Raw genomic sequence first — 22,586 nt, 5'->3', positions numbered from 1 at the left:
CCTGTTGCGGCCAACTTATCATGTTGGCCGCCGGGTGAAAGACACCACGCGCGCTTGGCGGATTTCAGCCCGCACTGTTGCCGTCAGTCCGCGCTGCCTTTTGCGCAACCGACAGGCAAACCTCGGTCGCCAGCGCCATATCCTGCACTGAAATCCATTCCAATGGCCCGTGAATGCATTGCATGCCGGTGAATATGTTGGGGCAGGGCGTGCCAAACTCGGTCAACCGCGACCCGTCTGTGCCGCCCCGGATCGGGACCGAAAGCGGCTCGACCCCGTGTTCACGGCTGGCCTCGCGCGCCAGATCAACTGGTGTCATGTCCTTTTCCAGCCAATAGCGCATGTTGCGATACTGGTGGTAGATGTCACAGGTGATTTCGGCCCGCGGTTCGGTGGCCTGCACGGCGGCACAGACCTGCCGGACGATCTCGCGCTGCGCCTCCAGCGCGTCCAGTTCGAAATCACGCAGGATCAGCTTGATTTCCATCTCGGATGAGCCGCCATTCATGTCGGTGACGTGGATGAAACCCTCGCGCTCATCGGTGACTTCGGGGGTCATGGTGGCCTGTGGCAGGGTCTGCACGATCTTTGCCGCCAGATGCGCCGCATTCACCATCTTGCCCTTGGCCAGACCGGGATGGATCGACACACCGGCGATCTTGATCACCGCGCGGTCGGCTGAAAAGCTCTCGTATTCGATCTCGCCCACTTCGCCACCATCCAGCGTATAGGCGAAATCCGCGCCCAGATCCTTTGGCAATTGTTCGGTAACACCGCGCCCGATCTCTTCATCCGGCGTAAAGGCGACCCTGATCGGGCCATGCGGGATGTCTGTGTTCTCAAGCAGATGTCGCGCCATGGTCATCAGGATCGACACACCCGCCTTGTCATCGGCACCCAGCAGGGTTGTGCCCGAAGCGGTGATCAGATCGTGTCCGATCTTTTCCGCCAGATAGGGGTGGTCATCGGGCGACAGGATCAGGTCGGGGTCATCGGGAAAGCTGATATCGCCGCCGTTGTAGCCCTTGATCACGCGCGGTTTGACACCCGTGGCATTGAACTGCGGGGCTGTATCCACATGCGCAAGAAAGCCAACGGTCGGGCCGGGGGCGGTGCCCGGAATGGTCGCAACGACGACGCTGTCGCCGGTCATCTCGACATCCTGCGCGCCCATTTCGGTCAATTCCCGGTGCAGCAGGTTCAGCATATCCATCTGGATCGAACTGCTGGGGGTCGACGGGGATGTCTCATCGCTCTGACTGTTGATGGCCGCATAGCGCATCAGCCGGTCTTCGAGTTCCTGATCAAATTTTTTCTGCATGAAACCTACCTCTCTGTGACCGCAAACAGAGAGCACAAATTCTGGGGGTGTCAAGCGGATTGCCTGCCCCTTCGATCTAGCGGATTCTGCGGATTTGGTTTTGTACAAACCGGACAAACCCTGCTGTCCGGTTTGTACAAATCATAAGATTTACTGGCCCAGCTTCTGGCTGACCAATTGGTTAACGGCCTTGGGGTTCGCCTTGCCACCGGTCGCCTTCATCACCTGACCGACGAACCAGCCGGCGAGTTTCGGGTTCACCTTGGCCTTCTCAACCTGCGCCGGATTGGCGGCGATGATCTCGTCCAAGGCGGCCTCAATCGCGCCCGTGTCCGTCACCTGTTTCATACCGCGTTCTTCGACGATCTGCGCCGGGTCACCGCCTTCGGTATAGACGATTTCGAACAGATCCTTGGCGATCTTGCCCGAGATGGCATCCGACGCAATCAGGTCGATGATGCCACCCAGCTGCGCGGGCGAAACCGGAGACTCGGTGATCTCGTGGTCTTCTTTTTTCAACCGGCCAAACAGCTCGTTGATGACCCAGTTCGCGGCCAGCTTGCCACTGCGGCCCCCGGCGACTTCTTCGAAGTACGCCGCTGACTCTACCTCGGCGGTCAGGACAGAGGCGTCATAATCGGTCAGTCCGAACTCACTGATAAAGCGTGATTTTTTGTCGTCAGGCAGCTCGGGCAGCTTGGCGGCGATGTCATCGACCCACGCCTGTTCAATCTCCAGCGGCAGCAGGTCGGGGTCGGGGAAATAGCGGTAGTCATGCGCCTCTTCCTTGGACCGCATCGAGCGTGTTTCGCCCTTGTCCGGGTCATACAGACGGGTTTCCTGGTCAATCTCGCCACCAGCTTCGACAATTGCGATTTGGCGGCGGGCTTCGACTTCAATCGCCTGCTGAATGAACCGCATCGAGTTCATGTTCTTGATCTCACACCGCGTGCCCAGATGCGAAAAGTCCTGTGTTTCCTGATACTTCTCATACGCACCCGGCAAACAGATCGAGACATTCACGTCCGCCCGCAGGTTGCCGTTCTGCATGTTGCCGTCGCAGGTGCCCAGATAGCGCATGATCTGGCGCAGCTTGGCGATATAGGCGGCGGCCTCTTCCGGGCCACGGATATCGGGGCGGCTGACGATCTCCATCAGGCAAACACCGGTCCGGTTCAGGTCGACGAAGGACATATGCGGGTCCATGTCGTGGATCGATTTGCCCGCGTCCTGTTCCATGTGGATACGTTCGATCCGGACCATGCGCGCGGTGCCGTCGCCCATCTCGACCAGCACTTCACCTTCGCCCACAATGGGCTGATAAAGCTGGGAAATCTGGTATCCCTGCGGCAGATCCGGGTAGAAATAGTTCTTGCGATCAAAGGCCGATTTCAGGTTGATATCCGCTTTCAGGCCCAGCCCGGTGCGCACGGCTTGCTCAACGCAATACTCGTTGATCACAGGCAGCATGCCTGGCATCGCCGCGTCCACAAAGGCCACGTTTGCATTGGGTTCCGCGCCAAACTGCGTTGATGCGCCCGAGAACAGTTTCGCATTGGATGAGACCTGAGCGTGCACCTCCATCCCGATCACCAGTTCCCAGTCGTGCTTGGCCCCGGCAATGGTTTTGGGTTTGGGCATTTCGTATGTCAGGTCGAGCATGGCGCGCCTCATATCCGCAGAAATCTAAGCCTGCGTCTTATGCCCGTGCGCGCGAGGGGGCAAGGGGAATTGGGAAACTCAGGGCCATTGGCAAGTCAGTTTCTGGAAAACTGCGGCCCCGTCGGCGTAAATGTGACGCTTTTTCCGCTGCATAACTCGTCACGGAACAGGTCGCGGATGGTGCGCAAAGCGGCGCGTTGCCCGCGCGCGGCGAACCGTTCGGGGGAATTGATGCGGACACTGTTGTTGAACCCATCTGCAGCATGGGCCCAGATCAGCGGATGCAGTTCGGTCAGATGATCGCGAACCAGCCAGTCGGCGGCCTCGCAAATCTGCGTGCGGGCCAGATCAGCATGTTCGTCCAAGCCTAGACCGTTCTGTAAGGTGATGGCGCAATAGGCAGCCAGCATGTTGATCGTCTGCTGGTCGGGGCGGCGGTCCACGATGTCATGCAAGCCCTCCAGAAAGAATTCCACATCGACCCTTGCGCAGGCGCCCTCATCCAGTGCAATCGCATCGAATTGAACCCACGTATAGCCGCCTGCGCCCCAGATCTCCTGTGTCTGCGCCGCGTTGCGCAGGGCCTGCAGCTCCAGCTCTTCATAGCTGCCAAACCAGCGCGGCAGCAGATGGCTGCCCATCGCGCGCATGTGGCGATAATTATGCGGGTCAAGCGCAATCAGGCTTTCATACCGGTCCGCAACCCGCGCGCGGGTTTTGCGTTGACCGGCCAGCAGGGCGCAATCAGCCGCAGCCACGGCAGGACTGTCCGGCGCAGCGCGTTTGCAGTCAGGCAGAATGGCGGCAGCGCGGTCAAAATGGGCGGTACAGCGTGATTGGTGCAGCGGTGGCAGCGTGGCCTCCAGTGCGGTGCCGCGCCAGGCCCAGGCCAGATCGATATGCGCCAGCGCGACGATCAACCCGATCATGGGATCGTCCGAGTGATCCTGAAGTTCGCCCTCAAGCTCTGAGATGCCGCCCAGCAGGTCATAGTCAGAGATGGCTTTGCCGTCGGACAGCGCGTGTTCAACAGCCAGCACCACGTCCGACCGGGCCCCAAAGGCCAGCAGATCCGCAATCGGTAACCCTCCGGGGGCCGCGCGCCGGGCGGTGTCTGCCGCGCGCATCTCGTCCGAAAGCTGTTCCCACATATCCTGCCGGGCCAGATATCGGCCGCGCTCGATGGCATCGCGGCCAATCAGATCACCGGCGCACATCTGTGCCACCGGGATATGCAATTGACCCGTGTCTGCCAGCGAACCGGGCAAGCCAGCATCGCGGATACGCTCAACATGCGCAGTGGGTTGGGTGAGGTTTGTTGTACGGGCAGAACGTGCCCTGAACGACCAGAACATTGGAAAACTCGAAACTGTACACACACTTAAACTGATTAGGCAATCTGGACCCGATTTGTGCCCAATTCAAGGCGGGATTAGGAAAAACGCTGTAATCGGGGCCAATCTTAATCAACAAGGTGTGATCGTTTCAGAAAACAGTGAAATGATGGCGTTCCACCCTGAAACCTGCCTGCTGCAACAGCTCTTCGAACTGTTTGTGGGGCGGTGTGGATTCATCCGGTAACCGGATTTGCTTGCCCGAGGTCAGCGTCACAGTCACCCGTACCGAGAAATCCCATCGGGTGTCAAAGCGAAGGAAATCTATATCTTTCAGTAGAATATGGCCATCTTTTCGCCCAGAATGCCAGCTGAGCCCCGCGTCGCTGAGGCTGAGACCTGCCGTGGTGTCGCGCGCGATATCCCAAAGGGCTGGAACGGTTGCAAGAGCCAGCACTCCGATCAGCCAGAGTGATGCGTGAAAGACCACCACCAGCCCGATCAGCGCGCCATAGACGCCTATCAGGATGATGATCGTGCGGCGCGCGCGATTGCGTCGAAGGAACGTGAAAGGGGGCATCGCGCGCCTCATTGCATCCGCCGTCTCATGCCCCCAAAATGCGCGAGACCATTTCGGTCGTATCCCGAGACAGGTTGGGCGTCTCTGCTATGCGGGTCAGTTGCGTGCGCATCAGGGCCTGACGGTCTGTGTCGTAGCGTTTCCAAGTCTGAAACGCCGAACACATGCGCGCGGTCGTCTGCGGGTTCACCGGGTCCAGTCGGATCAGCCAGTCTGCCAGCAGTGCATATCCTGCGCCACTGGCCTGATGGAATCCGGCGTGGTTCATGGCAAGAGCGCCAAGCAGTGACCTGAAACGATTGGGGTTTTTCCAATTGAAGTCAGGGTGTCTCGTCAGCGTTGCCGCAAGCTGCGGCGCGGCTTCCGGAGCGGCCACCCCGACCTGCAACCCAAACCATTTGTCCACGACCAGCCGGTCACCGCGCCATTGTTCGTAGAAGGCTGCAAGCTCGGCTTCGCCCTTGCGCGCCCGCAACAGGCACGAGAGCGCGGTCAGCTGCAATGTCATGTTGTCCGCTTTGGCATATTCTTCGGCAGCCTTGGCCCCGCCGTCCAGCCGTGAGGTCAGCGCAAGTGCGGCGCTGCCCAAGGCGCGTTTGCCCGACTGATCCGCGTCAGGGCTGTAGGGCGCATCGACCATGGCCTCGCTGTGCAGCCGGGGCAGCAGATCCTGCAGATGCTGCGCGGTGGCCTGGCGCAGGGTTTCGGTGGCGGTCCAGATCGTCATCGGATCGGGGGTGATGCCACGCTCGTGCAGAACGGCGGCCAGTTCGGACTGTGTGGGCAGGCCCAGCATCAGCGCGCGATAGGCCGGGTCCAGATTGCTGTCGCGCAGCACCGCCTGCAAACCTTCGAGATAGTCGGTATTGGGTGCGGCATCGTCGCTGATCATCCGCAACAATGTGTCCTGCGCCAGCGCACGGCCCGCTTCCCATCGGTTCACTGGATCAGTGTCATGCGCCAGTAGAAAAGCGCGTTCAGCGTTGCCGGGGTCGTGGTCCAGGATCACGGGCGCAGAAAAGTCGCGCAGGATCGACGCAACCGGCTTTGAGGCAAGACCGGAAAAGGTAAAGCTTTGCGTGGCTCCGGTCAGCTCAAGCACCTGGGTGGCCTGCACCTCGTCCCCGTTTGGCCCAAGCAGACCCACAGCCACCGGGATCACCTGTGGCTGCTTGTCAGGCTGCCCCGGCGTGGGATGTGTCGACTGGCTTAGCGTCAGGGTATATGTTCCGTCGGCCCAATCTTCGGCCACCGTAACGCGGGGCGTCCCGGACTGGCTGTACCAACGCTTGAACTGGCTGAGATCGCGGCTGGTCGTATCCTCGAACACCTTCAGCCAGTCTTCGATCGTGCAGGCCTGCCCGTCATGGCGGTCAAAATAGCGGTCGAGCGCCCTGGCGTAGGCATCATCACCCACCAGCCGTTTGAGCATGCCAATGACCTCGGCACCTTTCTCATAGACGGTAGACGTATAGAAGTTGTTGATCTCCTGAAAGCTTTCCGGTCGTACCGGGTGGGAAAGGGGGCCATTATCCTCGGGGAACTGCCGCGCGCGCAGGTCGATCACGTCGTGGATACGTTTGACCGGGGCCGAGCGCATGTCCGAGGTGAATTGCGCGTCACGGAACACGGTCAGGCCCTCTTTGAGGCACAGCTGAAACCAATCGCGGCAGGTGATGCGGTTGCCTGTCCAGTTGTGGAAGTATTCATGCGCGATGATCGCCTCGATGCGTTCGAAATTGGTGTCGGTCGAGGTTTCGGCGCTGGCAAGCACGGCGGATGAGTTGAAGATGTTCAACCCCTTATTCTCCATCGCGCCCATGTTGAAATCATCTACGGCCACGATGTTGAACACGTCCAGATCGTATTCGCGGCCATAGACATCCTCGTCCCATTTCATCGACCGTTTCAGCGCGCCCATGCCGAAGTCACATTTGCCTTCGTCGCCGGGACGGACCCACAGGTTCAGATCAACCTTTTGCCCCGAACGCGTCGTGAAACTGTCTGCATGTGCGACCAGCTCTCCGGCGACCAGCGCGAACAGATAGGCAGGTTTGGGCCACGGATCGCGCCATTCCGCCCAGCCGTCCCCTTTACCGGTTGGATTGCCATTCGACAGCAGCACCGGCAGATCGCCGTTGATGCGCACGGTAAAGGTCGACATCACATCGGGTCGATCCGGGTAGTAGGTGATCTTGCGGAACCCTTCCGCCTCGCACTGGGTGCAGTACATGCCGTTCGACATATACAGACCTTCGAGTGCTGTGTTGTTGCCGGGATCAATCTCAACCTCGGCCTCCCAGATGAACGTGGTATCAGGGACGGTTGCCGTCAGGCCCTCGCCACTGAGATCGGGCGCGATTTCGGTGCCGTTGATCGAGGCACGTATCAGTTTCAGCTGCTCGCCATGCAGGAAAAAAGTACGATCTGTTGCCTCAGGGTTAGGGCGGAACGTGATGCGAGAGGTCACGCGTGTGGCATGCGGGGCCAGATCAAATGTCAGGTGAACATCTTCGACCAGATACCCAAACGGCGTGTAGTCTTTCAGATAAACGGTTGTAGGGGCTGCGTCTTTCATCGGGGCCTCGCATCTCGGTGAATGTCGGCGACGTTAAGAGGATCGGTATCCGGCTGCAAGCAGGGGCGACGACCGGGCGACGAGTGTTGAGTGGTGTCTGATAATATCTTTTGTTGCCTATCGGAAACTTTGCCCCTATCTGATGTTCGTATACGATGGCACACAATTCAGGAGGGTCGACAGATGAGCAGCAGAGAAACCAGAAGCGGATTGCAGGTCGACCCTGTTCTGGTCGCGTTTATCGAGCGTGAGGCTCTGCCCGGCACGGGCGTAACATCTGATGTTTTCTGGTCCGGGCTGGCGCAAATGGTTGCCGAGCTGGGGCCAAAGAACCGAGCATTGCTGGACAAGCGCGCCGATATCCAAAGCCGGATCGACGGCTGGCATGCCGCCCGCAAAGGGCAGGATATCGACCCTGCCGCTTATCAGGGTTTTCTGCAAGAGATCGGCTATCTGGTCCAGGAGGGGCCGGATTTCCAGATCGAAACCGCCAATGTCGATCCGGAAATCGCAGCCACGCCCGGCCCGCAACTGGTTGTGCCGATCACCAATGCCCGTTTCGCGCTGAACGCGGCCAATGCGCGATGGGGCAGCTTGTATGATGCGCTGTATGGCACGGATGCGCTGGGCGACGTGCCTGCGGGCGGGGGCTATGACGCGGCCCGCGGTGCGCATGTGATCGCCTGGGCGCGGGCCTTTCTGGATGACGCGCTGCCATTGGCCGAGGGGGGCTGGGCGGATGTAGACCGGCTTGGCATCAAAGACGGCGCGCTTGAGCCCGCACTGGCCGATCCGGGGCAGTTTGTCGGATATGGCGGCACGCTCGACGCGCCTGATTTTGTGATTTTGAAGAATAACGGTCTGCATATTCGGATCGTGATTGATTCCGCCAGCAAGATCGGCGCCACCGACCCGGCGGGGATTGCCGACGTTCTTTTGGAATCTGCCCTGTCGACCATCATGGATTGCGAGGATTCCGTGGCCTGCGTTGATGCAGAGGACAAGGTGGTCGCCTATGGCAACTGGCTGGGACTGATGAAGGGCGACCTGACCGAAGAGGTCTGGAAAGGCGGCACAACCTTTACTCGCCGTCTGGCCGGGGACGTTTCCTTTACGCGCGCCGATGGTGCGTCCGGAACGCTGAAAGGGCGCGCGCTGATGCTGGTGCGCAACGTGGGCCATCTGATGACCAACCCGGCGGTGCTGGACGGCGCAGGTCACGAGATCGGCGAAGGGTTGATGGACGCGCTCTGCACCACCCTGATTGCGATGCATGATCTGCAGCGGGACGGGGGTAATTCGGTCGAAGGGTCCGTCTATGTGGTCAAACCCAAGATGCACGGCCCCGAAGAGGTCGCGTTTGCGGTCGAGATCTTCGATATGGTCGAAGATATTCTGGGCCTGCTGCGCAACACTGTGAAACTGGGGATCATGGACGAGGAACGCCGCACCTCGGCGAACCTGAAAGAGTGCATTCGCGCGGCCAAATCGCGGGTTGCGTTCATCAATACCGGGTTCCTCGACCGGACCGGCGATGAAATCCACACCTCGATTGAGGCCGGACCGATGCTGCCCAAGGATGACATCAAGGCAACGCCATGGATCGCGTCTTATGAGGATCGCAATGTCGATATCGGTCTGGCCTGCGGCCTGAAAGGCAAGGCCCAGATCGGCAAGGGCATGTGGGCGATGCCGGACCGGATGCAAGAGATGCTGGAGGCCAAGATCGGCCATCCGATGTCAGGGGCCAACTGCGCTTGGGTGCCATCGCCAACGGCCGCGACGCTCCACGCCACGCATTATCACAAGGTCGATGTACTGGCCCGTCAGGACGAGATCGCGGCCGGTGGCGCGCGTGGCACGCTTGCGGATTTGCTGACCATTCCTTTGCTGGGCGGCAGAAACCTGAGTGATGATGAGATCACGCGCGAGATTGAAAACAACGCACAGGGCATTCTGGGCTATGTGGTGCGCTGGATCGATCAGGGCGTCGGCTGTTCGAAAGTGCCCGACATCAACGACGTTGGTCTGATGGAGGACCGTGCAACCTGCCGGATATCCAGCCAGGCGCTGGCCAACTGGCTGCATACTGAATTGGTTGACGAGGGCAAGGTCATGGCAGCCATGCAGAAAATGGCGGCTGTTGTAGATCGTCAGAACCAGGGTGATCCCGCCTATCAACCCATGGCACCGGGCTTCGATGGCGTTGCCTTTCAGGCCGCGTGTGACCTTGTGTTCAAGGGTAGGGTGCAGCCCTCGGGCTATACCGAGCCCGTCCTGCACGCCCGGCGGTTGGAGGCGAAAGCCGCCCGCGCATAACTCAACCTGATCAGAGACCGTTTCGACAAAAGGACAAACCATGTCAGTTTCACTTCGCAAGGCGCGTACCATCATTCGTAAAACCCTTGAAAAGGCGCATGAGATGGAGCTGAAGCCTCTGTCTGTTGTTGTGCTGGATGGGGGTGGTCATGTCATCGCGTTCGAGCGTGAAGACGGCGCCTCGCCGGGGCGTTTTGCGATTGCGCACGGCAAGGCTTATGGCGCTGTGATGCTGGGCATGGCCGGTACGGCCCAGATGGCGCGGGCCGAGGCACAGCCTTATTTCATGACAGCAGTGAATGGCGTTTTCGGCGGTCAGGTTGTTCCGGTTCCGGGCGGTATTTTGCTGCGCGACCGCAAGGGCGCGGTGATCGGTGCGGTGGGTGTGACCGGCGATACCTCGGACAACGACGCCACAGCGGGTCTTACGGGCATCGAAGCTGCCGGGCTGACCGGAGAGATCTGACCTTAGGGTCAGGCCCTGCGGTGCAGGCGGGGACGTGTCGCAAGCCAGGCCGCACATGCAAAGACGCAGATGCCGCCGGCCATGTCAGTCAAGTGATGCCCGCCATGTGACAGGATCGCCGGCACCATCAGCAGGTTCACGGCCAGGGCTGGTATGAACAATACCGTGCGGCGCAGCGACCAGACCACAAGCAGCGCCATGACCGTGTGATAAGACGGAAAGGCGATTGTGCCGACGATGTTGGAAGGCTCGATTGTGGTCAGGCCCTGAGCCGACAGCGTACGCAAAACCTCGGCATAGGCGCTGTTGGTTGCCAGTTGGATGGTGTCCTCCAGCCCCTCGGGTAGCGTGTGAAAGACGGTTGGTCCGACGCTGGGGATGATCCACCAGATCGTGGTTGTCAGCAGCAGGCTGAAGATACCGGCCAGCAGCGCCTGATTGAGCTGCAGCGCCTTACCGGTCAGCGCAAGGAACCCGATCATCAGAAAGATCTGCGTCAGCGAACTGCCGTAGACAAAGCGCAGCGCATAGCCGAATGCCGGATAGGACGCGACGGTTTCAACGAAGGCGGGCCAGGAATAGCCCAGCATCGCGTCCGAGCGCATCAGCCATTGGTCGTTGGTCAGTTCCCCTATGGGAAATCGCAGATAGATCAGCAGCGCACACAGGCCCATGAAGCCCAGATAAAAGCTGTTGGCGATGGCCAGCTGAGCGATGCGCGGCTGGCTTTTGAACACGCGAATATACATTCCGGCGGCAAACAGACCAACGGTCGGGGTCAGGCCAAGCGCAAAGCCGCTCCATGCAATGGGTTGTGGTTTGAGAAGGGATATCGAAACGCACAGGCCAAGCACCAGCAGCAGCGCACTGCTAAGAATGATCTCGGGGCGGCTCAGGTGTTTTGTGAGTGCGAAGCGCCGAACTGAACTTTGGTCCCGGACTGTCGTTGTCATCGTAATCCACTCAATCACATGCTTTTTGACTGCATTGTCCAAATTTGTGGCATATCTTTGGCGCTGGGCGACAGTTGTTGAGAAATTCACAGTGCAAGCTGCGCCCATGCACTTTGATTGCGCGTTTGATTTTGGCATCAATGCCACAGCGATATTCAAACTGAGTGAGGAATGAATGGTACGCCCGGTCGTCGGAATTATCGGAAACTCATACCTGATGAACGATCAGTATCCGACGCATGCCGGGGGAACCATGAACTCTGATGCGGTTGGGAATGTCTCGGGCTGTTTGCCGCTGCTGATCCCGGCGGACCCACGTTATGTGAGCGTTGATGAACTGCTTGAGGTTTGCGATGGGTTTCTGCTGACAGGGGGGCGCCCAAACGTGCATCCCGAAGAATATGGTGAGCCCGAAACCGAAGCGCACGGAGATTTTGACCGGGCGCGCGATGCGATCACATTGCCACTGGTGCGCGCCTGTGTTGAACGCGGGCAGCCTTTTCTGGGTATTTGCCGCGGCTTTCAGGAGGTGAACGTGGCCATGGGCGGCACGCTTTACCCCGAGATTCGCGAACTGCCCGGACGCATGAACCACCGGATGCCGCCGGACGGTACGCTGGAAGAGAAATTTGCCCTGCGCCACGTTGTGACACTGAACGAGGGTGGGATGTTTCACGAGGTCTTCGGGTCCCACGAGGTGATGACCAACACGCTGCACGGGCAGGGGATCAAGACCGTCGGACAGCGCGTTGTGATTGATGGCTATGCACCCGATGGTACGCCGGAGGCGATCTACATCAAGGATGCACCAGGCTTTACCCTGTCGGTGCAGTGGCACCCCGAATGGGACGCTGCCAATGACCCGGTTTCGCGGCCGCTGTTCGAAGCGTTCGGAGAAGCCGTGAAAGTCTGGTCCGACCGCGCCGGAACAACACCTTTAAGGCAAACTGCGTAAGTGGCGGATCTGCCGTCCCCCGATTGTGTTGGGGGCCGGCAGCGCCATGTCAGATCAGAAGGTTGAATTCGCTGTTCAGCGGCAGGGTCCGCGCGCGTTTTCCGGTCAGGTCAAACAATGCGTTGCCCAGCGCTGGCATTGACGGAGGGGTGCCCGGTTCTCCGGCCCCGCCCATATGACGGTTGGTTTCCAGCACGCGTACCTCGACCTTTGGCGCTGTGTGCATCCGCATCGCGTCAAAGTCGGGGAAGTTGAACTGTTCGACTTCACCTTCTGAGAATGTGATTTCTTCAGAACAGGCCGCAGACAGACCATACATCATGCCGCCAAACATCTGTGCCTTGACGTTCTCGGGGTCCAGCGCCAGCCCGATATCGCAGGCAATCCAGGCTTTGTTGATGCGAATGGTGCCGTCTTCGTCAACCACTTCGATTACCTGAGCAACCGGCGTGCCGAAACTGTACGAGAAGGCGACACCTCGGCCAACACCGTCTGGCGTTTTGCCTGTCCAGTTCGACATCTCGCGCACGGCTTTCAGACATCCGGCAGAGGGGGCATGTTCGGTTTCCATCAGTTCCAGACGGAACTCCAGCGGATCGCGACCTGCGGCGTGGGCCATCTCATCCATAAAGGTTTCGTGGAAGAAGCCGTTGTGGCTGTTGCCGACCGAGCGCCAGAAACCGACAGGGATTTCAAGATCGGCAATATGTCCGCTGATCCGATAGTTGGGCACCGCATAGGGTTGATTGAACAAGCCTTCGACCAGCACCTTGTCGGGGCCACCGCCCGCAAATCCGGTCATACGGCTGACCGCCTGATGGGTGCAGGATTGCGAGGCGACCTTGCCGTCGATCAGCACGGCCTTGCCATCTTTCACCGCGCCCCGCATCCGTGCCATCGCGCCGGGGCGGTAGAAATCGTGGCGCATGTCCTCTTCGCGGCTCCAGGTCGTCAGAACGGGGGTGTCGGGCATGGCCATGGCGATTTTGGTTGCGATGACGCCAAAGTCAAACTCACCGCGCCGTCCAAATCCTCCGCCCAGATAGGTCGTGTGAACGTCGACCGCTTCGGTTTCCAGATTGGCAGCAGCAGCGATCTTCATCTGCATGAACGTCGGTGCCTGATTGCCGCCCCAGAACTCCAGCCGGTTGCCGGAATAGAGTGCCGCGGCGGTCATTGGCTCCATCGTCGCGTGGGCGAGATAAGGCACTGTGTATTCCGCCGAAATCTCGGTCGCGCCTTCGGGTAGTGTTTCGGCATCCCCATCATCGCGCATGGTTGAGTTCGGCTCAGCATCGAAAGCCTCTGCAATCTTTGCAAAAATCGCCTGAGTTTCAGAAGGATAGGGGGCATCACCCCAGTCAACGTCAATTGCATCGACCGCCTGCTGCGCAAGCCAAGTGTTATTGGCAATCACGGCAACGCCATCGCCTAAATCGACCACCTTTTCGACCCCCGGCATCGATTTGGCCGCTGTGTCGTCAAAGCTGTTCATCGGACCACCCAGTTTGGGGTTCATCCGAACGCTGGCGAATTTCATGCCCGGCAAGCGTACGTCGATAGCGAACTCGGCATTGCCGGTTGCCTTTTCAACCATATCAAGACGCGGCTGCGTTTGACCGAGATAACGCCATTCGGACGGATCGCGCAGATAGGCTTCGACAGGATCCAGCTTGGCGGCGTCCATAGCCAGATCGGTGTAGGGGATTTGGTCACCGTTCGGCGCGATAACGTGACCCGAGGCGGTTTTGAGCTGATCCCGGTCTACACCCAACCGATCTGCGGCCGCTTGTTTCAGCGTTTCACGGGCCGAGGCGCCTGCCTCGCGCATCCGCTCATAGCCATCTTTCATTGAGGTCGAGCCGCCCGTGACCTGCAGGCTTATGGCTTTGCCGATGACGCCCAGGGCCTCCCCTAGATTGTGCTGAAAATCGGTTATGTCATACCCCTTGTTCGGCAGACCTTCACCGATCATGGCGGTATTGTAATAGGCTGCTGCTGCCGGGCCGTGCAGCACGGTGATCTGATCCAGATCGACATCCAGTTCTTCGGCGATCAGCGCGGCCCATGTGGTTTTGACGCCCTGACCCATTTCGGCCCGCGGGGCGAACAGGGTGACCCCGTTCTGGTCGATCAGCACAAAGGGGCTTAGCGCCGCCTCACCCTTGCCGGGTTTCAGCGGGTTGGGGGCCGGACGGGTGACATAGTAGGCCCCGAATGCAACCCCGCCGACAATGGCGGCGGACCCGATCAGAAATGTGCGGCGGACGATTTTACCAAGACTTGCCATGGCTTATGCCTCCTTCAACTTGGCGGCCGCGTCATGGATCGCAGCGCGGATGCGGGGATAGGTGCCACAGCGGCACAGATTGCCCTGCATCGCGTCATCAATATCGGCGTCGGTTGGCGCGGGGTTTTCGGCCAGCAACGCTGCGGCCTGCATGATCTGACCGGACTGGCAATAGCCGCATTGCGCCACCTGATGATCAACCCAGGCTTGCTGGATGGTTGCCATGGACTGAGGGGTACCGACGCCTTCAATCGTGGTGACGTCGCCCCAGACATCCGACAACGCAACCTGACAGGATCGGACAGCTTCGCCATCAATATGCACCGTGCAGGCCCCACAGGCGGCAACACCGCATCCGAATTTTGTTCCGGTCAGACCGACCTCATCCCGCAGGACCCAGAGCAGGGGAACATCATCAGGCAGATCGATCTGATGAGACGTTCCGTTGATTTTCAGGGTGGTCGCCATGGCGCACCTCTCTTGGCTGTGGCAGGTTTCTGACACAATGCTCGAAAAGTGTCAGTGTGTCAATTGACAAAATAGACAAAAACTGTCAGAGGTTCGGGTATGACTGAACACGCTGACGAAACACGGCAAAAAACCATCTTGGAGTCCGCCTTTCAGGCGTTCTCCGCCTATGGATTTCGCAAGACTTCGATGGATGACATAGCGCGCGGAGCGGGAATGTCCCGTCCTGCGGTCTATCTGTATTATAAGAACAAAGAGGCCATCGTTCGCCGGCTGACCGAACTGCATTATGAGGAAAAACGCATCACCATCGCTGCGGCACTGGCCGGGGCAGGGTCGGTGTCCGAGCTGTTGACGCGCGCGATTGAGGCGCAAACCCAAGGGATTTCTGCAATTCTGGCGTCACCCCATGGGCTTGAGATGCTTGATACAAGCAAATCCGTGTCCACCGATATTGTCGAGCAGGGCGAGGCTGACCTGACTGCCCTGTTTGCTGCCTGGCTGGCGCGAGAGGATGCAAATGGGCGTGTGCGGCTGACCGATGGCGCAGAGGAAACGGCAAAGACCATCACCGCAACGCTCAAAGGTATCAAAATGACTGCGACGGGGGCGGATGAGTACGAAAACCGTATCGCACATTTATCCGCCATGTTGGGCGCGGCGCTGGAGGTCAGGTAACCCGCTGCCGGATTTTGTATTCGGGCACGTCCCACAACCGATTGCGCATGATGTCGGCCAGAATGTCGGCGGCCCGCCCGACATCGTTTTCGTCGATGTAAAGCGGTGTAAAGCCAAAGCGCATGATGTCGGGCGCACGAAAGTCCCCAACCACACCGCGCGCAATCAGCGCCTGCATCGCGGCGTATCCGTCCGAGAACCTGAACGAAACTTGACTGCCGCGCTGCTTGGGGTCGCGAGGACTGGCCAGTTCCAGATCGGGGCAGGTGGCCTCGACCCGGTGAATGAACAGCTCGGTCAGCTCAATGGATTTGGCGCGGATATCGCGCATCTCGATCCTGTCCCAGATGTCCATCGCAGCCGAAAGGGCAGCCATCTGAATGACCGGAGGGGTGCCAACGCGCATCCGCTCGATCCCGTTGCCGGGCCGATACTCCAGATCGAATGCAAAGGGGGATTCGTGCCCCAGCCAGCCCGACAGGGCGGGTCGGACTGATGTGGCATGACGTGGCGCGACATAGATGAACGCAGGCGCGCCGGGGCCGCCATTGAGGTATTTATAGGTGCAACCCACGGCAAAATCGGCATTGCAACCCGACAGGTCGACGGGAATCGCCCCCGCCGAATGTGCCAGATCCCAGACCGTCAGCGCCCCGTTGGCTTGTGCCTTGGCAGTCAGCGCTTTCATGTCGTGTTTGCGCCCGGATCGATAATCCACCTCAGTCAGCATCAGGACCGCGACCTCTTCGGTCAGATGGTTCGCCACCTGATCCGGTTCCACAATCCGCAATTCATAATTGCTGCCCAGCGAGCGGAGCAGGCCATCAACCATATAGAGGTCAGACGGAAAATTGCCGCTGTCAGACAGGACAATCCGGCGCTGCGGCTTGAGCTCAAGCGCCGAGGCCACGGCCTGGTAGACCTTGATCGAGAGCGTATCTCCGACGACCACGCTGCCGGGTTCCGCGCCAACCAGACGGCCGATCCGGTCACCCAGATCGGTCGGCAGCCCCATCCAGCCGGCCTTGTTCCAGCCTGCGATCAGCATTTGCCCCCATTCATCCTGCATCATCGACTGCACCTGCGCCGACGCTGTTTTGGGCAGAGGGCCCAGAGAGTTTCCGTCCAGATACAACAGGCCCTCGGGCAGATGAAACAAGGCCTTGGTCGCTGCAAAATCGGTCATGAGGGCTCGCCATGGTCTGCGGAATTATGTGATGTATTCCAGCTACATGATCCGACTAATCCTGTCCATAATCGCATCTGGCGGTCCACTGAGCGGGCATGGAATTCTGTTCAATGAAAAAAACCTGAGATGCGACAACCTGAGGTTTTGCCAAAAGGCACCAAAAGCGGTAGGACACCAACCAGAAGCGACATGTGACGGTGCATGTCGTCATTCGCAGGGAATGTACATGCGCCGGATTGATCTCCCGCCTGTATGGCTTTTGGGGTTTGCACTGCTTGCCTGGGCACAGAGCAGATATCTGCCTTTAGGCCTGTCGCTGGACGGAGGGTTTTCCGATCTGCTCAGCGGTATCCTGATCGGTGGCGGCGTCCTGCTGGCGTTGATGGCGGTAGTCGAGTTCCGGCGGCACCGGACAACGGTAATCCCGCACGAAACACCCACAGCGCTGGTGCAATCGGGCATTTTCAAGCGCAGCCGCAATCCGATCTATGTAGGGGATGTGCTGATCCTGGCCGGTCTGATTTTGCGGTTCGATGCGGTGCTGTCGCTGGTTCTGCTGCCGATTTTTGTCTGGATACTGGAACGCCGCTTCATCATCCCCGAGGAAGGCCGCCTGCGCCGGACGTTCCGCGCGGATTTTGCCCGATACGAACGTAAGACACGGCGCTGGATCTGAGATGAAACAGACCGTGACATCACGTCAGAGATGCTGCGCTTGCGAAATAATGTTGCGCAAGATACATCTTTGCTTAATCAACAATACCGACCACCCGCTCTGCTTGAGTTTAAATTAGGGGGACTGCCAGTGAAGATAGGCACACCAAAAGAAGTACTGGACGGTGAAAACCGGGTCGCGATGACTCCGGATTCCGCCGTGCAATTGCAGAAACTGGGCTATGACTGCGCCATCGAAAAAGGCGCGGGACAGGCCGCCGGGTTTTCGGATGCGGCCTATGAAGCCGTGGGCGTTGAGATCGTAAAGACAGCCGCATCGCTGTGGAAAACATGTGACATCGTTGCCAAGGTTCGGGTGCCGACCGAGACAGAGATGAAGCGGCTGACCAAGGGCAAGACGCTGATTTCCTTCTTCAATCCGGCCGGAAACGAAGAAGGTATGGAACTGGCTAGGTCCAAAGGCGCGAATGTGATCGCGATGGAGATGGTGCCACGTATTTCCCGCGCCCAGAAAATGGACGCTCTGTCGTCGATGGCCAACATCGCGGGGTATCGCGCGGTGATCGAGGCGGGTAACAACTTTGGCAGGTTCTTCACCGGTCAGGTGACCGCTGCCGGTAAGGTCCCGCCTGCCAAGGTGCTGATCGTTGGGGCTGGTGTTGCCGGTCTGGCGGCTATCGGGACGTCGACCTCGCTTGGCGCGATCACCTACGCGTTCGACGTGCGCCCCGAAGTGGCCGAGCAGGTCGAATCCATGGGTGCCGAATTCGTCTATCTGGATTTTGAAGATGACAGCCAGGACGGCGCGGCCACGGGCGGTTATGCGTCGGTTCAGTCCGATGAGTTCCGCGAAGCGCAGCTGGCCAAGTTCCGCGAGTTGGCTCCGGAAATGGATATCGTCATCACGACGGCCTTGATCCCGAACCGCGAAGCTCCTGAGCTTTGGACCAAGGACATGGTAGAAGCGATGAAGCCGGGGTCGGTGATCGTGGACCTTGCAGCCGAAAAGGGCGGCAACTGCAAACTGACAGTGCCGGATGAGAAGATCGTGACCGACAATGGCGTGACCATCATTGGCTATACGGACTTCCCAAGCCGGATGGCGGCGCAGTCTTCGTCGCTCTATGCGACCAACATCCGCCATATGATGACGGACCTAACGCCCGAGAAGGACGGGCAGGTCAATCATGACATGGAAGATGACGTGATCCGCGGCGCAACCGTGACCCATGAAGGAGAGATCACCTTCCCGCCGCCGCCGCCCAAGGTGCAGGCAATTGCGGCGCAGAAAAAACCCGAGGTCAAGGAGCTGACCCCGGAAGAGAAAAAGGCGCAGGAGATCGCGGCCTTCAAGGCGCAGACCAAACAGCAGTTCACCTTGCTGGGGGTTGGCGGTGCGCTGATGCTGCTGGTGGGGCTGATCGCTCCGGCCAGCTTTATGCAGCACTTCATCGTCTTTGTGCTGGCCATCTTTGTGGGCTTTCAGGTGATTTGGAACGTTTCGCACAGCTTGCACACTCCGCTGATGGCGATCACCAACGCGATCTCCTCGATCATCATCGTTGGGGCGCTTATGCAGATCGGGTCGGGGTCGTTTCTGGTTATTCTGCTGGCGGCGCTGTCTGTCTTCATGGCCGGGATCAACATCTTCGGCGGCTTCCTCGTAACCCGGCGCATGCTTGCCATGTTCCAGAAATCTTAAGGAGGCCGGGCACATGGAATTTGGCTTCACTACTGCCGCCTATGTCGTTGCGGCTGTCCTTTTCATCCTGTCTCTGGGCGGGTTGTCGAACCAGGAAAGCGCCAAGCGCGCGGTCTGGTATGGCATTGTTGGTATGGCGCTGGCGGTCTTTGCCACGCTGGTTGGTCCGGGTTCGGGCCTGTGGCTGCTGTCGCTGTTGCTGATCGCGGGCGGGGGTCTGATCGGTCAATATGTGGCGCAGCGCGTGCAGATGACCGAGATGCCGCAACTGGTGGCCGCGATGCACTCGCTGGTCGGTCTGGCGGCTGTGTTCGTGGGCTTCAACGCGCATTTTGAGATCGGCAATGTGGCGCAGGTTATGGCGATTGCGGACTCAGCGTCTCAGGCGGACCTGTCCGATCTGGGCGCGTTTGCCAAGCTGATCGCCAAGAAAACGGCGGCCGAGCTGGCGATCCTGCATGTCGAGCTGTTCCTCGGTATCTTCATCGGTGCGATCACCTTTACCGGTTCGGTTGTGGCCTATGGCAAGCTGGCTGGCAAGGTGACATCGGCGGCGACCAAGCTGCCCGGTGGCCATGCCCTGAATGCAGGGGCTGCGGCTTTGTCGTTCATCTGCCTGATCTGGTACACCAACTCGGGCGGTTTCTTCCCGCTGTTCCTGATGACGTTGGCAGCGCTGTTCATTGGATATCACCTGATCATGGGCATCGGCGGTGCCGACATGCCGGTGGTTGTATCGATGCTGAACTCGTATTCGGGTTGGGCGGCTGCTGCGATTGGCTTCTCGCTGGGCAACGATCTGTTGATCGTTGTTGGTGCGCTGGTGGGTTCGTCCGGTGCGATCCTGTCCTACATCATGTGTAAGGCGATGAACCGGCACTTTGTCAGCGTCATCCTGGGCGGCTTTGGCGGCTCGTCCGGACCCCAGATGGAGGTCGAGGGTGAGCAGGTCGCCATCGAAGCTGACGGCGTTGCGGCGGCTCTGAACGATGCCGACAGCGTCATCATCATTCCGGGCTATGGCATGGCGGTGGCACAGGCGCAGCAGTCGGTCAGCGAACTGGTTCGCAAGCTGCGCGCCAAGGGCAAAAACGTGCGTTTTGCCATCCACCCGGTTGCCGGTCGTCTGCCGGGCCATATGAACGTTCTGCTGGCTGAGGCGAAAGTTCCGTATGACATCGTGCTGGAGATGGACGAGATCAACGAGGACTTCCCTGAGACGGATGTTGCCATCGTCATCGGTTCGAACGACATCGTGAACCCTGCGGCGCAGGAAGATCCCAACAGCCCCATCGCCGGTATGCCGGTTCTGGAATGCTGGAAGGCCAAGCAGGTGTTTGTCAGTAAGCGCGGGCAGGGCACCGGCTATTCGGGCATCGAAAACCCGCTGTTCTTCAAAGAGAACACCCGCATGTTCTATGGCGACGCCAAAGCTTCGCTGGACAAGCTGCTACCGATGATCGACTGATCATCGGCCTTAACTAGAATGCAAAGGGCGCCTTCGGGCGCCCTTTTCTTTTTTGTAAGGGCGGGGGCTCTGCCCCCGCGCCGTCGGGACGTTTAAGGTCAGATGAAGCATGTCGGGTGTGGTAAGTTGAGTTTGAGCACTTGCAGGAGGCTGGCGATGCAGAAGGTAAATGGAATAGGGGGCGTGTTTTTTCGTGCCCGAGATCCCAAGGCGCTGAGTGCCTGGTACGAAGAGCATCTGGGCGTCAATCACTATGATCCCGTGCCCTGGAGACAGCGCGAAGGCTATACCGTCTTTGCTCCATTCGCGCAGGACACCACCTATTTCGGGCGGTCCGAGCAGCAATGGATGATCAATTTCCGGGTCGATGATCTGAGCGCGATGATTGATCAGCTGCAGACGGCTGGAATCGCGGTTGAGACCCGCGCCGAGTGGGACAGCGAGGTCGGCCGATTTGCCCGCATCCATGACCCCGAGGGCAATCCCATCGAGCTCTGGCAGCCAAATCAATGAGATAGCTGGCTTGTATGCGGTGGTATTCATGTAAGCATATGAAATAAAAAGAGAATTGATGTATTTTATATGCGGCGTATAGTTCCCGCGAACTCAGGGAATGATCTATGACGCCCATCGACGACCATCCGCTGCGCTATGCGTTGGCCAATGAACTGCACGCGCGCCCCTTTCCGGTGGCCAAGGCGCCCTGCACCGTGGCCTTCATCGCCATCAAGAAACCGGTCGAGGCCGTGGCGCGCGACCGTGATCTGGACATGGCGCATCTGATCGACCTGTTGGATCGCCATGGGGCGCAACATCCGCAGCCTGGGGCCACGCATTTTGCGGGTCAGATCGGGCGGCATTGGTTAAAATGGGAACAGCATACCGAGTTTGTGACCTATACAGCGATCACGCAGAATGTGAGCGATCGGGCCTTTAACCCCGCAGATTTTGAGGTTTTCCCGCAGGACTGGTTGATGGCCAGTCCGGGACAACGGGTGACGTCGGCGATGCTGCGGGTTGTGCGACGTGAGGATGACGAAGATGTTGCGGCCGCGCTGTCGGAATGGTTCGAGCCGGAAAGCCTGGCGGTGGCCAGTGTGTTGGACAACTCGGCCGTTTGCGCCAGTGATTTCCGAATCGATTCTGCCGGGCACATGCGGTTTGCGCTTTTTGTATCCGATGGCGCAGGGCGGCGCAGGACAGGGCGTGTGATTCAGCGGCTGTGTGAGATTGAGACATATAAGGCCATGTCCATGCTGGGCTTCGCACGGGTCAAACGCCTGATGGAACGCATTGGTGAACTGGACAAACAACTGACCGAGTTGATGGTTGAAATGACGGATGACGCAACACATCCGGATGATTTGCTGCCCCAGCTGCTGTCAACATCGACCGAGTTGGAGACGCTTTCGGCCCGTTGTTCGTTTAGGTTTGGTGCAACCGGCGCTTATGAGGCGATCGTGAACCAGCGGATCGAAGTCCTGCGCGAGCAGCGGTTTTATGGACGTCAGAGTTTTGCCGATTTCATGATGCGCAGATATGACCCGGCGATGCGAACCGTGAAGGCTACCGAACGCCGGTTGCAAGCGCTGTCTGATCGGGCCATTCGCGCAGGCGAGCTGCTGCGAACGCGGGTGGATGTGCAGCGCAGCGCTCAGAATCAGGCGTTGTTGGAAAGCATGGACCGGCGCGCTGATCTTGCGCTCAGGCTGCAGCACACGGTCGAAGGATTGTCGGTTGTGGCCATCAGCTATTATGCGGTCTCTCTTGTCAGCTATCTGCTGTACCCGCTGACAAAGGCGGGGATCAGCAAAGGGATGTTGACGGCGGCGGTTACGATACCTGTTGTTCTGGGGGTCTGGCTCGCAATCCGCCGTATTCGCCGTCGGCTGGAGTAAGCAAAACAGGCCGTTGCCTTTTGCGGGTCTGGCTGCGTGCTTAGTCGTCA

The 22,586-nt window shown here is 59.2% G+C and carries 18 protein-coding genes; 9 read left to right on the top strand and 9 right to left on the bottom strand.

The features are described 5' to 3' along the window. Positions 1–64: 64 nt before the first annotated feature. The 5 genes from pepT to pepN form a co-directional block, all read right to left on the bottom strand. Positions 65–1,321: a peptidase T gene (gene pepT / locus ACR0I7_RS06830; protein WP_480509468.1), complete on the bottom strand. Its 1,257-nt coding sequence runs from the start codon at positions 1,319–1,321 to the stop codon at positions 65–67. 150 nt (positions 1,322–1,471) lie between these two features. Then, the gene (gene gatB / locus ACR0I7_RS06825) at positions 1,472–2,983 is read right to left on the bottom strand and encodes an Asp-tRNA(Asn)/Glu-tRNA(Gln) amidotransferase subunit GatB (RefSeq protein ID WP_480509467.1); all 1,512 of its coding nucleotides are present in this window, start codon (positions 2,981–2,983) and stop codon (positions 1,472–1,474) included. A gap of 95 nt (positions 2,984–3,078) precedes the next feature. After that, positions 3,079–4,338, bottom strand: a complete 1,260-nt coding sequence (locus ACR0I7_RS06820; RefSeq protein ID WP_480509466.1) for a hypothetical protein — start codon at positions 4,336–4,338, stop codon at positions 3,079–3,081. Between the two features lie 130 nt (positions 4,339–4,468). Continuing rightward, a complete protein-coding gene (locus tag ACR0I7_RS06815) occupies positions 4,469–4,897 on the bottom strand; it encodes a hypothetical protein (protein ID WP_480509465.1) in 429 nt (142 codons plus the stop codon). A 25-nt stretch (positions 4,898–4,922) separates the two neighbouring features. Beyond that, on the bottom strand, positions 4,923–7,475 hold the full coding sequence (pepN, locus tag ACR0I7_RS06810; protein WP_480509464.1) for an aminopeptidase N: 2,553 nt from the start codon (positions 7,473–7,475) through the stop codon (positions 4,923–4,925). Between the two features lie 183 nt (positions 7,476–7,658). On the opposite strand from pepN, the gene ACR0I7_RS06805 reads away from it, so the two are divergent. Together ACR0I7_RS06805 and ACR0I7_RS06800 are read left to right on the top strand one after the other, a co-directional pair. Next, positions 7,659–9,794, top strand: coding sequence for a malate synthase G (locus tag ACR0I7_RS06805; RefSeq protein ID WP_480509463.1), 2,136 nt, complete (start codon positions 7,659–7,661; stop codon positions 9,792–9,794). A gap of 40 nt (positions 9,795–9,834) precedes the next feature. Then, positions 9,835–10,260, top strand: coding sequence for a GlcG/HbpS family heme-binding protein (locus ACR0I7_RS06800; RefSeq protein ID WP_480509462.1), 426 nt, complete (start codon positions 9,835–9,837; stop codon positions 10,258–10,260). Between the two features lie 8 nt (positions 10,261–10,268). On the opposite strand, the gene ACR0I7_RS06795 is transcribed toward ACR0I7_RS06800, so the two are convergent. Then, entirely contained in the window at positions 10,269–11,213 is a 945-nt protein-coding gene (locus ACR0I7_RS06795; RefSeq protein ID WP_480509461.1) for a phosphatase PAP2 family protein, read from the bottom strand. 175 nt (positions 11,214–11,388) lie between these two features. Between ACR0I7_RS06795 and ACR0I7_RS06790 the strand changes: the two genes are divergently transcribed. Beyond that, the gene (locus tag ACR0I7_RS06790; protein ID WP_480509460.1) at positions 11,389–12,168 is read left to right on the top strand and encodes a gamma-glutamyl-gamma-aminobutyrate hydrolase family protein; all 780 of its coding nucleotides are present in this window, start codon (positions 11,389–11,391) and stop codon (positions 12,166–12,168) included. Positions 12,169–12,217: 49 nt separating this feature from the next. Here the strand turns inward: ACR0I7_RS06790 and ACR0I7_RS06785 are convergent, their stop codons facing one another. After that, on the bottom strand, positions 12,218–14,458 hold the full coding sequence (locus ACR0I7_RS06785) for a xanthine dehydrogenase family protein molybdopterin-binding subunit (protein WP_480509459.1): 2,241 nt from the start codon (positions 14,456–14,458) through the stop codon (positions 12,218–12,220). 3 nt (positions 14,459–14,461) lie between these two features. Further along, positions 14,462–14,926, bottom strand: coding sequence for a (2Fe-2S)-binding protein (locus ACR0I7_RS06780; protein WP_480509458.1), 465 nt, complete (start codon positions 14,924–14,926; stop codon positions 14,462–14,464). A gap of 99 nt (positions 14,927–15,025) precedes the next feature. Between ACR0I7_RS06780 and ACR0I7_RS06775 the strand changes: the two genes are divergently transcribed. Beyond that, positions 15,026–15,604 (top strand): TetR/AcrR family transcriptional regulator, encoded by a 579-nt coding sequence (locus tag ACR0I7_RS06775; protein WP_480509457.1) that lies wholly within the window; start codon positions 15,026–15,028, stop codon positions 15,602–15,604. On the opposite strand, the gene kynU is transcribed toward ACR0I7_RS06775, so the two are convergent. Then, a complete protein-coding gene (gene kynU, locus ACR0I7_RS06770) occupies positions 15,597–16,790 on the bottom strand; it encodes a kynureninase (protein ID WP_480509456.1) in 1,194 nt (397 codons plus the stop codon). The two genes, ACR0I7_RS06775 and kynU, sit on opposite strands and share 8 nt — an antisense overlap. Positions 16,791–17,019: 229 nt before the next feature. Between kynU and ACR0I7_RS06765 the strand changes: the two genes are divergently transcribed. The 5 genes from ACR0I7_RS06765 to ACR0I7_RS06745 all read left to right on the top strand — a co-directional run bounded on the left by ACR0I7_RS06765 (position 17,020) and on the right by ACR0I7_RS06745 (position 22,536). Continuing rightward, positions 17,020–17,469: a methyltransferase family protein gene (locus tag ACR0I7_RS06765; protein ID WP_480509455.1), complete on the top strand. Its 450-nt coding sequence runs from the start codon at positions 17,020–17,022 to the stop codon at positions 17,467–17,469. Between the two features lie 129 nt (positions 17,470–17,598). Continuing rightward, positions 17,599–19,170 carry a Re/Si-specific NAD(P)(+) transhydrogenase subunit alpha gene (locus tag ACR0I7_RS06760; RefSeq protein WP_480509454.1) on the top strand — a complete coding sequence of 524 codons (1,572 nt, stop codon included), beginning with the start codon at positions 17,599–17,601 and terminating at the stop codon, positions 19,168–19,170. A 13-nt stretch (positions 19,171–19,183) separates the two neighbouring features. Next, positions 19,184–20,638, top strand: a complete 1,455-nt coding sequence (locus ACR0I7_RS06755) for an NAD(P)(+) transhydrogenase (Re/Si-specific) subunit beta (RefSeq protein ID WP_480509453.1) — start codon at positions 19,184–19,186, stop codon at positions 20,636–20,638. 156 nt (positions 20,639–20,794) lie between these two features. After that, complete coding sequence (locus tag ACR0I7_RS06750) at positions 20,795–21,151, top strand: VOC family protein (protein WP_480509452.1); 357 nt, start codon at positions 20,795–20,797, stop codon at positions 21,149–21,151. A gap of 107 nt (positions 21,152–21,258) precedes the next feature. Continuing rightward, positions 21,259–22,536 carry a DUF3422 family protein gene (locus ACR0I7_RS06745; RefSeq protein WP_480509451.1) on the top strand — a complete coding sequence of 426 codons (1,278 nt, stop codon included), beginning with the start codon at positions 21,259–21,261 and terminating at the stop codon, positions 22,534–22,536. Positions 22,537–22,586 lie beyond the last annotated feature (50 nt).

It is taken from the genome of Ruegeria sp. AM1 (assembly GCF_056540745.1).
The sequence above is the reverse complement of the archived record's forward strand: the minus strand, read 5'-3'. Positions and strand labels throughout refer to the sequence as shown.

Bases quoted from the DNA above. Each gene is read 5' to 3' on its own strand.
- ACR0I7_RS06750 (WP_480509452.1), top strand. From the start codon at position 20,795: ATGCAGAAGGTAAATGGAATAGGGGGCGTGTTTTTTCGTGCCCGAGAT.
- gatB (WP_480509467.1), bottom strand. From the start codon at position 2,983: ATGCTCGACCTGACATACGAAATGCCCAAACCCAAAACCATTGCCGGG.
- ACR0I7_RS06820 (WP_480509466.1), bottom strand. From the start codon at position 4,338: ATGTTCTGGTCGTTCAGGGCACGTTCTGCCCGTACAACAAACCTCACC.
- kynU (WP_480509456.1), bottom strand. From the start codon at position 16,790: ATGACCGATTTTGCAGCGACCAAGGCCTTGTTTCATCTGCCCGAGGGC.
- ACR0I7_RS06765 (WP_480509455.1), top strand. From the start codon at position 17,020: ATGCGCCGGATTGATCTCCCGCCTGTATGGCTTTTGGGGTTTGCACTG.
- ACR0I7_RS06785 (WP_480509459.1), bottom strand. From the start codon at position 14,458: ATGGCAAGTCTTGGTAAAATCGTCCGCCGCACATTTCTGATCGGGTCC.
- ACR0I7_RS06805 (WP_480509463.1), top strand. From the start codon at position 7,659: ATGAGCAGCAGAGAAACCAGAAGCGGATTGCAGGTCGACCCTGTTCTG.
- ACR0I7_RS06745 (WP_480509451.1), top strand. From the start codon at position 21,259: ATGACGCCCATCGACGACCATCCGCTGCGCTATGCGTTGGCCAATGAA.
- pepT (WP_480509468.1), bottom strand. From the start codon at position 1,321: ATGCAGAAAAAATTTGATCAGGAACTCGAAGACCGGCTGATGCGCTAT.
- ACR0I7_RS06790 (WP_480509460.1), top strand. From the start codon at position 11,389: ATGGTACGCCCGGTCGTCGGAATTATCGGAAACTCATACCTGATGAAC.
- ACR0I7_RS06755 (WP_480509453.1), top strand. From the start codon at position 19,184: ATGGAATTTGGCTTCACTACTGCCGCCTATGTCGTTGCGGCTGTCCTT.
- ACR0I7_RS06800 (WP_480509462.1), top strand. From the start codon at position 9,835: ATGTCAGTTTCACTTCGCAAGGCGCGTACCATCATTCGTAAAACCCTT.
- ACR0I7_RS06775 (WP_480509457.1), top strand. From the start codon at position 15,026: ATGACTGAACACGCTGACGAAACACGGCAAAAAACCATCTTGGAGTCC.
- ACR0I7_RS06815 (WP_480509465.1), bottom strand. From the start codon at position 4,897: ATGCCCCCTTTCACGTTCCTTCGACGCAATCGCGCGCGCCGCACGATC.
- pepN (WP_480509464.1), bottom strand. From the start codon at position 7,475: ATGAAAGACGCAGCCCCTACAACCGTTTATCTGAAAGACTACACGCCG.
- ACR0I7_RS06780 (WP_480509458.1), bottom strand. From the start codon at position 14,926: ATGGCGACCACCCTGAAAATCAACGGAACGTCTCATCAGATCGATCTG.
- ACR0I7_RS06795 (WP_480509461.1), bottom strand. From the start codon at position 11,213: ATGACAACGACAGTCCGGGACCAAAGTTCAGTTCGGCGCTTCGCACTC.